The organism is Sandarakinorhabdus rubra (genome assembly GCF_010994245.1).
Taxonomy (GTDB): domain Bacteria; phylum Pseudomonadota; class Alphaproteobacteria; order Sphingomonadales; family Sphingomonadaceae; genus Sandarakinorhabdus; species Sandarakinorhabdus rubra.
The window spans coordinates 1-7,983 of record NZ_WMHO01000118.1 but is presented as its reverse complement, the minus strand read 5'-3'; the positions used below and the strand labels follow the sequence as shown (position 1 = coordinate 7,983).

Here is a 7,983-nt window from a genome sequence, read left to right as displayed (position 1 = left end):
ATGCTCGCCTGCGGTGCGCCCGAAGGCCAGCGACAGCCCCAGTTCTGCCGCCATCAGCCACAGGAACGCCGTGCCGCCCATCACCGCCCGCCCCGCCGTGTCGAGCGGCCGGCGGGCCAGCAGCCGCCGGCACCACCACCAGCTTGCGGCCAGCATGACGGGCAGCTCCACAGCCACCGCCGCCAGTTCGCCGATAGCGGGCGCCAGCCACAGCGTGCGGATGGTGCCGAGCGCAAAGCCGACGGCAAACACGCCGGCGAAATAGCGCAGTCCAAGATTGAGGCCGGCCATGCCGATCCTGTTAGCACATTGAACTTGCCAAAGCGCGGTGCGCGCGCAAAAGCCGGAACAGGAGCCCGCAGAGCCGCCCCATCATGCCCTGGCTGTTCACCCTCTTCCTTGCCATCCATGTCGGTGCCGGCGTGGTGGCGCTCACCAGCTTCTGGGGGGCGGTGGTCACCCGCAAGGGCGGGCCGGCGCACCGGCGCTGGGGGTTCGTGTTTTCGGCGGCCATCTACACGGCAGCAAGCCAGGCGCTGGGCATGGGCGCGCTGTCCCTCGTGTGGCCGCTGGCCATGCATCCGCAATTGACCGACGAGGTCCTCTATCGCGGCATGTTCGGCACGATGATGGTCTATCTCGGGCTGCTGGCCATCTCGATGACGCGCTATGGGCTCGTCATGGTCGCCAACCGGCGTGACCACGCGGGCAACCGCCACTGGTCCATGCTGGCCGTGCAGGGCGTCACCATGGTGGCGGCCGGCATCTGCCTCGTGCATGGCCTCTATCTCTTGAACCGCAATGGCCCGGTGATGGAGCCCATCCTGATGGTGATGGTCTCGCTGCTGGGATTCGGCACCACCACCACCTATTTCCGCTACATCTTCGCCGCGCCGGCTTCTCCCCGCGCCTATATCCCGGAGCATTTCAAGGCCATGGTGGCCACGGGGATCGCCGCCTACACCGCCTTCCTGTCGGTGGGCCTGATCGAGATGTTCCCGGCACACGCCTTCAACCCGATGATCTGGGCGATCCCGTCGATCTTCGGCATGGCGATCATCATCCATTATCTCAGGCAATATCGCCCGCAGGCCAAGGCCCAGCCGGCCGAATAGTCAGTCCCCAGGCCGCTCTGCATCGAGAGCGGCGTCAAGGGCGGCAAACGTCTCCTCGATGTCCTTCAGGTGCGGCCGTTCGGCGGCCACGATGGCGCGGAAGGCCTCGCGGCGGATGCCGACCAGCGTTTCCGCCGTTGGCTGGTTGCGCTCCGGCAGGCTGGAGACAACCAGATCGATCATCCGTTCGGCGCCGTGCAGGCGGCCCCATAGATAGTCATGCTCGCGATAGGCGCGGCTGAAGAAGGCGCCGAACGCCCGGAACAGCGCGCCCTTCAGCTGCCGCCCGCCGACGCCGGCCAGCGCCATGCAATCATCCGGGCTCACCCGGTCCACCTTGATCTCGTCCAGCTCGTCCATGCCGCCATCGGCGATCAGCGGCAGGATGGCGATGTCGAAGAAGGGAAAGCCCAGATAGCCCGACAGCAGATCGCGGCGCAGCCGGCGCGGCAGACCGCTCATCAACGCCACCAGCCGGGTGTCGCTGGTTTCGTCCAGCGCCCTCAGATCGAGTGCTTCAGACATCGCCGTCAGCGCCGCGGCCGGATCCTCCAGCGCCAGCGCGCAGGCGGCGCGTGTCTCCGCCCCGAGCCGGTGGACATGGCTGCGCACCACGTGCGGCCCCAATATGTCGTGCAGCCCCGCCTTCACCACGCCCAGCCGGGCCGCGTTGACATCATCGGTACCGACCAGCGCCATGTTCACCCGCCGGATCAGGAAGCGCAGGCGGCGGATTCGGAAATCCAGATCATGCTGGCGCAGGAACAGCACGTGCGCCGATCCGGCGCCGCCCTTCGCCGTCGCGGCTTCCGGCGGGGCCAGGCCGGCGGCGTTGACATGGCGCCACAGCGCGCGGCGCACCGCCTCTTCCGGCAGGCCGCCGGCTGCCGCGATGCGTGCAGCCAGCGCATCCATCACGGTCGCCATCTTCAGCCGCCCATAGGCACCATAGGCAAAGCCGGCGCCGCGCGCCGCCTCGCTGTTCATGCGGCTGCGCCAATCGGCAAGCCGCGCCACGGTCGGCGAGAACAGCAGCAGCCGCATGCCGATCGCCGCATCGATGGCGGCATCCACCTGCGGGATCATGCCGATTACGATGTGGCGCAGGCGGCGGGCCCGGTTGGACAGCGCGGCGATGGTGTCCAGGCTGTCCCGGATCGGCTGCTGGCGCGGAATGTCGGCCAGGCTGCGCAAGATGGTGGCGAAGAAGCCCGGCGGCTGGTCCTGGCCTTCGCCGGGATCGTGCATGCCGGGCTTGGGATCGAGATAGACGAAGCGGCGATCGACTTCGCGGTGGGCCGGGCGCCGCCCCAAGGCCGCCAGTGCCGGGCCGAACGGCCGGTTGTCGAGCACGGCGCCATCGATCAGGTCCACCCGCTCCGGTTCGGCGCGGCCGGGCAGGATGCGGGCCAGGAAGGCCTCGCGTCCCGGCCAGCCGGCGGCATGGCGGTGCAGCAGCGTATCGATCTCGCCCACCCGGGCCGGCGGGAAGGCGCCGGGGAAGCTGGCGGTGGCGCGGGCGGCAAACACCAGCTCAGGCGTCTCGCCAACATGGCGTTCCTCGCCATCGCCCGGGCAGGTGAAGCCGATCACCAGCCGATGCTCGGGCTCGGTCACCAGTGCCGGGCTGTGGATCGCCAGCCGCTGCGGCGCGCCGTGATAATCGGTCACCGTCACGAACAGGTCGAACGGATGCAGGCGCGGCACCAGCGGCGGCGTCTGCTCACCGGTCTGCATTGCCATGAAGGCATCGAACAGCAGCTCGGAAAAGGCGCCGCCGGAGAAGGGCGGCTTGAACCAGCGGCTGCGCATGAAGCGGGACAGTTTCTTCTGCACCTCGGCATGGGCGGCCACCTCGGCCCGGTCCTCTGCGGCCAGCCCGCGTCGGCGCACCCACCACACCAGCGGGATGGCCCACAGCTTGGACAGCGGCCGCGAGGCGGCTGCGGGGTCGAGCAGCCGGTCGGAATCGGCGCCGTCGAGCCACAGCGTACGGATCTGGTCGAGATCATGGCCCTCCACCAAGGCCCGGGCCAGCAGCACGCCGTTGATGCCGCCCGCGGACGCGCCGGCAACAATGTCGCAGATCACCCTGAGATCAAGGCCGGGAATGGCGTCCAGTAGCGCCTGGTAGACCATCTCGCTGTCCCGCGCCGGGGGCAGTGGCGGGGCATCGACCGGATGATGCCGGCGCATCGAGGCGCGGGCAAGCTTCCACACTTCCTTGGTGAGGCCATGCATGTAGACGGCAAGGCTGACCCCGCCATAGCAGACCAGTGCGAGGCGAAGCTCCTTGGTCTGCACGCGCTCTCCCTTCCGCCCGCCAGTCTAGCAACGCGGCAACCATCGGCAAGTGCGGGAGAATTCGTAATCCGGCAGGCGCCGGTTACTCAGCGTTTGATGCTGGCGGCTTCCACCACGATGTCGAACGCGGTGGTCAGGCCCTTCACGAAGGCGCCCCGTTCCACGTTCACATATTCGTCGAGCGCGTGGGCGCGGAAGCCGCCGCCGCCGGCCGACAGGGTGATGGCCGGCACGCCCAGGCTGATCGGGATGTTGCTGTCGGTGGACGAAGCGGTGAGGTTGGCGTCATAGCCATTGGCGGTCAGCACCTTGGCGGCGGCCTGCACCAGCGGGTCGCTCGCTGGCGTGTTGCCGGCCGGCCGGTCGCCGATCAGTTCCGGCACGGCGCTGATCTTGCCAAAACGCGTGTCGCGCGCGGCATTCTCGGCGGCCACGCTGGCCTCGATGATCTTCAGGAACTGGTCTTCCACCGCCTTCAGGTTGGCCGGCGAGGCCGAGCGCATGTCGAACTCGGCGGTGATCGTGTTGGGGATCGAGTTGACCGAGGTGCCACCCGACACGACCGAGGCGGCATAGGTGGTCTTCACGTCGGTGGGGATCGGGATCTTGTACATGCCGCTCGCCGTGTCGGCAAAGGCCACCATCGGGTTGACCAGGCCGAAGGCGCCATAGCTGTGGCCGCCGGGGCCCTTGAAGGCGACGCGGTAGCGCTTGGAGCCGACCGCGGTGTTGGTGATGCGCCCGACAGTGGAGCCATCGAAGCTGATGAAATCGCCCACGCGGGCCTTCAGCGGGCTCTTCGAGAACAGGTAGCGCACGCCGCGCAGGTCGCCCTGGCCTTCCTCGCCGACATTGGCGACGAAGATGATGTCGCGCGCCGGCACCAGCTTGCCGGCATCCATGGCGCGCACGAAGGCGAGCAGCGCTGCCACCGTCACCGTGGTGTCGCCGATGCCCGGCGCGTGCAGCGTATCGCCCTCGCGGCGCACCTTGATCGGCGTGCCGGGCGGGAACACGGTGTCGAGGTGGGCGGCGACCATCAGCGCCTTGGCGGCGCGGTCCTTGCCGGGGCGGGTGCCGATAACGTTGCCGATCTCGTCGATGTGGACATTCTCCAGGCCCAGCGCCTTGAACTTCTCGAACACGCGCTGAGCGCGGGCGGCCTCGTTGAAGGGCGGCGCCGGGATTTCCGTCAGCTCGATCACCTCGGCGACCGTGGTGTCATAATCGGCCGCGATCTTCGCATGGGCGGCCTTGATGGGGGCCGACTGGGCAAGGGCCGGGGCGGCGGTGGCGAGGAGCAGGGAGAGGAGGATGGTGCGCATGGCGGCAGCTTCTGGCATGGCAGAAAAGGAGATGCAACTTGCGCTTGCCGGGCCAGCACCGCGCCCTTAATGTTCCATTTCTGTTCTGAAAGGTCGGTAATGGCGAAGGGCAAGACGCGCTATGTGTGCCAGGCCTGCGGCGCGGTGGCGGCGCGTTGGGCGGGCCAGTGCGCGGACTGCCGGGAATGGAACACGCTGGCCGAGGAAGCAGCACCGGTCTTCACGCCGTTCGCTGCCAAGCAGTCGCTGCAAACGGGCGGGCGCCGCATCGCGCTGGAAAGCCTGGCCGACGAGGTGGCGCTGCCGGCGCGGCTGTCGACCGGCATGGACGAGCTTGACCGCGCGCTGGGCGGCGGGCTGGTAGCGGGCAGCGTCACGCTGATCGGCGGTGATCCCGGCATCGGCAAGTCCACCCTGCTGCTGCAGGCGGCTGGCAAGATGGCGCGCAGTGGTGCCGGCGTCGCCTATGTGTCAGGCGAGGAGGCGGCCGATCAGGTGCGGCTGCGCGCGCGGCGGTTGGGGCTGGCCAAGGCCCATGTGGCGCTGGCCGCCGAAACCAACGTGCGCGACATTCTCACCACGCTCACCGGCATGGCGACGGCGCCCGGCCTCGTCATCATCGATTCCATCCAGACCATGCATTCGGACACGCTGGAAGGCGCGCCGGGCACCGTCTCGCAGGTCAGGGCCTCGGCGCAGGAGCTGATCCGCTATGCCAAGCTGTCGGGGGCAGCGCTGATCCTGGTCGGCCACGTCACCAAGGACGGACAGCTGGCGGGCCCGCGCGTTCTCGAGCACATGGTCGATACCGTTCTCTATTTCGAGGGCGAGCGCAGCCACCAGTATCGCATACTCAGGGCCGTCAAGAACCGCTTCGGCGGCACCGACGAGATCGGCGTGTTCGCCATGGGCAGTGAAGGGCTGGAACAGGTGGCCAACCCGTCCAGCCTGTTCCTCACCAGCCGCACCGAGGGCGCGAGCGTGACCGGCGCAGTGGTGTTCCCGGCGCTGGAGGGCACGCGGCCGGTGCTGTGCGAGATCCAGGCGTTGGTGGTGCGGGTGCCGTCGGGCGCCACGCCGCGCCGCGCCGTGGTGGGCTGGGATTCGGGGCGGCTGGCCATGCTGCTGGCCGTGCTGGAAGCGCGCTGCGGCCTCGCCTTCGGGGGCCACGAAGTCTATCTGAATGTCGCCGGGGGCCTCAGGATTGCCGATCCGGCGGCCGATCTGGCGGTGGCCTGCGCGCTGGTTTCGGCACTGACCGACCGGCCGCTGCCCGGCGATGCCGTGGCCTTTGGCGAGGTCGCGCTGTCGGGCGAACTGCGTGCGGCCGGCCTTGCGTCCCTGCGTCTCAAGGAAGCCGCCAAGCTGGGCTTTGGCCGCGCCTTCGTGCCGGAGTCCGGGGGCGATGCAAAGGGGTCCGGGCCGATCAGCGTCGCCGGCTTCCGCACGCTGGGCGCGCTGGTCGATCACCTGGCGCGCGCGGACTGATGGTGCGACGTTTGCGGTTTGCAGGCCGGCCCGGTTCGGGTTAGGCGCTGGCCCATGGCGTTTTTCTCCGATCTTGCCGCCTTCGACTGGCTGGTGCTGCTCATTGTCGGCAGCACTGCGCTGATCGGCCTGATGCGCGGCTTCATTGCCGAGGTGGCCAGCCTGGCCGCCTGGATCGCCGGATTTGTCGCAGTGCGCCTGTTCCACGCGCCGGCGCGCGCCGCCTTCCTGGAGGCCAGCGACAGCGAGATGCTGGCCGCCATCGCCGCCGTGCTGGTGCCGTTCCTCGTCGCGCTGCTGGCGGTCAGGCTGCTGGGCGGGCTGCTGGCGCGCACTGCGAAGGACAGCGTGGTCGGCCCGTTCGACCGGCTGCTGGGGCTGGGCTTCGGGCTGGTCAAGGGCGTGCTCGCTGCCGGGCTCATGTTCCTCATCATCACGCTGGCCCTGAAGCTGGTGCCGGGCGAGGGCGAGCGGCCGCGCTGGCTGGCCGAGGCAAAGACCCGGCCCACGCTGGCGCTGGTGGCCAGTGCCATGGTCGCTTATGTCGGCGATCTGTGGCGCGAGGAGGTGGGCGATGTGGCTGCCGAACCCGGAGACGACCCGCACGCCGGCCTGCCAGGCCCCAGCCGCGATGAAGACGGCTATCGCCCCGAAGACCGCCGCTCGCTGGACCGCCTGCTCGACAAGCAGGAACAAGAAACGCCGTCGACGCCGATATGAGCATCCGCCTCTACAACACCGCCATCCGCGCCAAGCAGGATTTCGTGCCGATCAACCCCGATCGGATCACCCTCTATGTCTGCGGCCCCACCGTCTATGGCCGCGCCCATATCGGCAATTTCCGCCCGGCCGTGGTGTTCGACGTGCTGCAACGTCTGCTGCGCCACACCTATGGCCCGGACAAGCTGGTCTATGCCCGCAACATCACCGACATCGACGACAAGATCATCGACAAGGCGCGGGCCGAAGGCGTGGCGATCGACACGATCACCGAACGCTATGAGGCGCTCTATCTCGAGGATGCCGCCACGCTGGGCGTGGAGCGGCCCGATCTCCACCCGCATGCCACCAGCGCCATTCCCGCCATGGTGGCGATGATCGAGGCGCTTGTGGCCAAGGGTCACGCCTATGCGGCCGAAGGCCATGTGCTGTTCGATGTCGGCTCTTATCCGTCCTACGGCAGCCTGTCGCGCCGGCCGCTGGACGAGATGATTGCTGGCGCCCGGGTCGAGGTGGCCCCCTACAAGAAGAGTCCCGCCGATTTCGTGCTGTGGAAGCCCTCGACGAAGGATCAGCCGGGCTGGCCCTCGCCCTGGGGCCGCGGGCGCCCCGGCTGGCACATCGAATGCTCCGCGATGATCGCCGAAAGCCTGGGGACAACCATCGACATCCATGGCGGTGGCATCGACCTGACCTTCCCGCACCACGAGAATGAATGCGCGCAGAGTGCCTGCGCCCATGATGGCGTCGCCCTCGCCAATATCTGGATGCACAATGGCTTCCTGAACTTCGGCGGCGGGGAGAAGATGTCGAAGTCCCTCGGCAATGTGCAGAGCGTCGCTGACCTGACCGCCGACGGCTGGAGCGGCGACGAACTGCGCCTCGCCCTGCTGTCTGCCCAGTACCGCCAGCCGCTGACCTGGGATGAGAGCCTGCTGGCCCAGGTGCGCGCCCGGCTCGACCGCTGGTTGCGGCGGCTGGGCGACGTGCCGAAGGGGCCACGCCCGCCGCCGCCGCCGGGCGTGGTCGAC

Annotated in this window: 7 protein-coding genes; 4 read left to right on the top strand and 3 right to left on the bottom strand. The window is 68.8% G+C overall.

The genetic code is table 11. The features are described 5' to 3' along the window. Positions 1 to 291: hypothetical protein (locus GJV64_RS08570; RefSeq protein ID WP_205599569.1), on the bottom strand; the 291-nt coding region annotated here is incomplete at its 3' end. A gap of 83 nt (positions 292 to 374) precedes the next feature. On the opposite strand from GJV64_RS08570, the gene GJV64_RS08565 reads away from it, so the two are divergent. Next, entirely contained in the window at positions 375 to 1,115 is a 741-nt protein-coding gene (locus GJV64_RS08565) for a hypothetical protein (RefSeq protein ID WP_164156844.1), read from the top strand. On the opposite strand, the gene GJV64_RS08560 is transcribed toward GJV64_RS08565, so the two are convergent. Further along, entirely contained in the window at positions 1,116 to 3,419 is a 2,304-nt protein-coding gene (locus tag GJV64_RS08560) for a patatin-like protein (protein ID WP_164156843.1), read from the bottom strand. An 86-nt stretch (positions 3,420 to 3,505) separates the two neighbouring features. Then, entirely contained in the window at positions 3,506 to 4,744 is a 1,239-nt protein-coding gene (locus GJV64_RS08555; RefSeq protein ID WP_164156842.1) for a M20/M25/M40 family metallo-hydrolase, read from the bottom strand. Between the two features lie 99 nt (positions 4,745 to 4,843). On the opposite strand from GJV64_RS08555, the gene radA reads away from it, so the two are divergent. The 3 genes from radA to cysS form a co-directional block, all read left to right on the top strand. After that, entirely contained in the window at positions 4,844 to 6,232 is a 1,389-nt protein-coding gene (gene radA / locus GJV64_RS08550) for a DNA repair protein RadA (RefSeq protein WP_164156841.1), read from the top strand. Between the two features lie 54 nt (positions 6,233 to 6,286). Next, positions 6,287 to 6,952, top strand: coding sequence for a CvpA family protein (locus GJV64_RS08545; protein ID WP_164156840.1), 666 nt, complete (start codon positions 6,287 to 6,289; stop codon positions 6,950 to 6,952). Beyond that, positions 6,949 to 7,983, top strand: a 1,035-nt coding sequence (gene cysS, locus GJV64_RS08540) for a cysteine--tRNA ligase (protein WP_164156839.1), incomplete at its 3' end; no start/stop codon positions are given. The genes GJV64_RS08545 and cysS, both read left to right, overlap by 4 nt.

Excerpts from the sequence above, each read along its gene's own strand:
- GJV64_RS08555 (WP_164156842.1), bottom strand. The coding sequence starts at position 4,744 with ATGCGCACCATCCTCCTCTCCCTGCTCCTCGCCACCGCCGCCCCGGCC.
- GJV64_RS08565 (WP_164156844.1), top strand. The coding sequence starts at position 375 with ATGCCCTGGCTGTTCACCCTCTTCCTTGCCATCCATGTCGGTGCCGGC.
- GJV64_RS08545 (WP_164156840.1), top strand. The coding sequence starts at position 6,287 with ATGGCGTTTTTCTCCGATCTTGCCGCCTTCGACTGGCTGGTGCTGCTC.
- radA (WP_164156841.1), top strand. The coding sequence starts at position 4,844 with ATGGCGAAGGGCAAGACGCGCTATGTGTGCCAGGCCTGCGGCGCGGTG.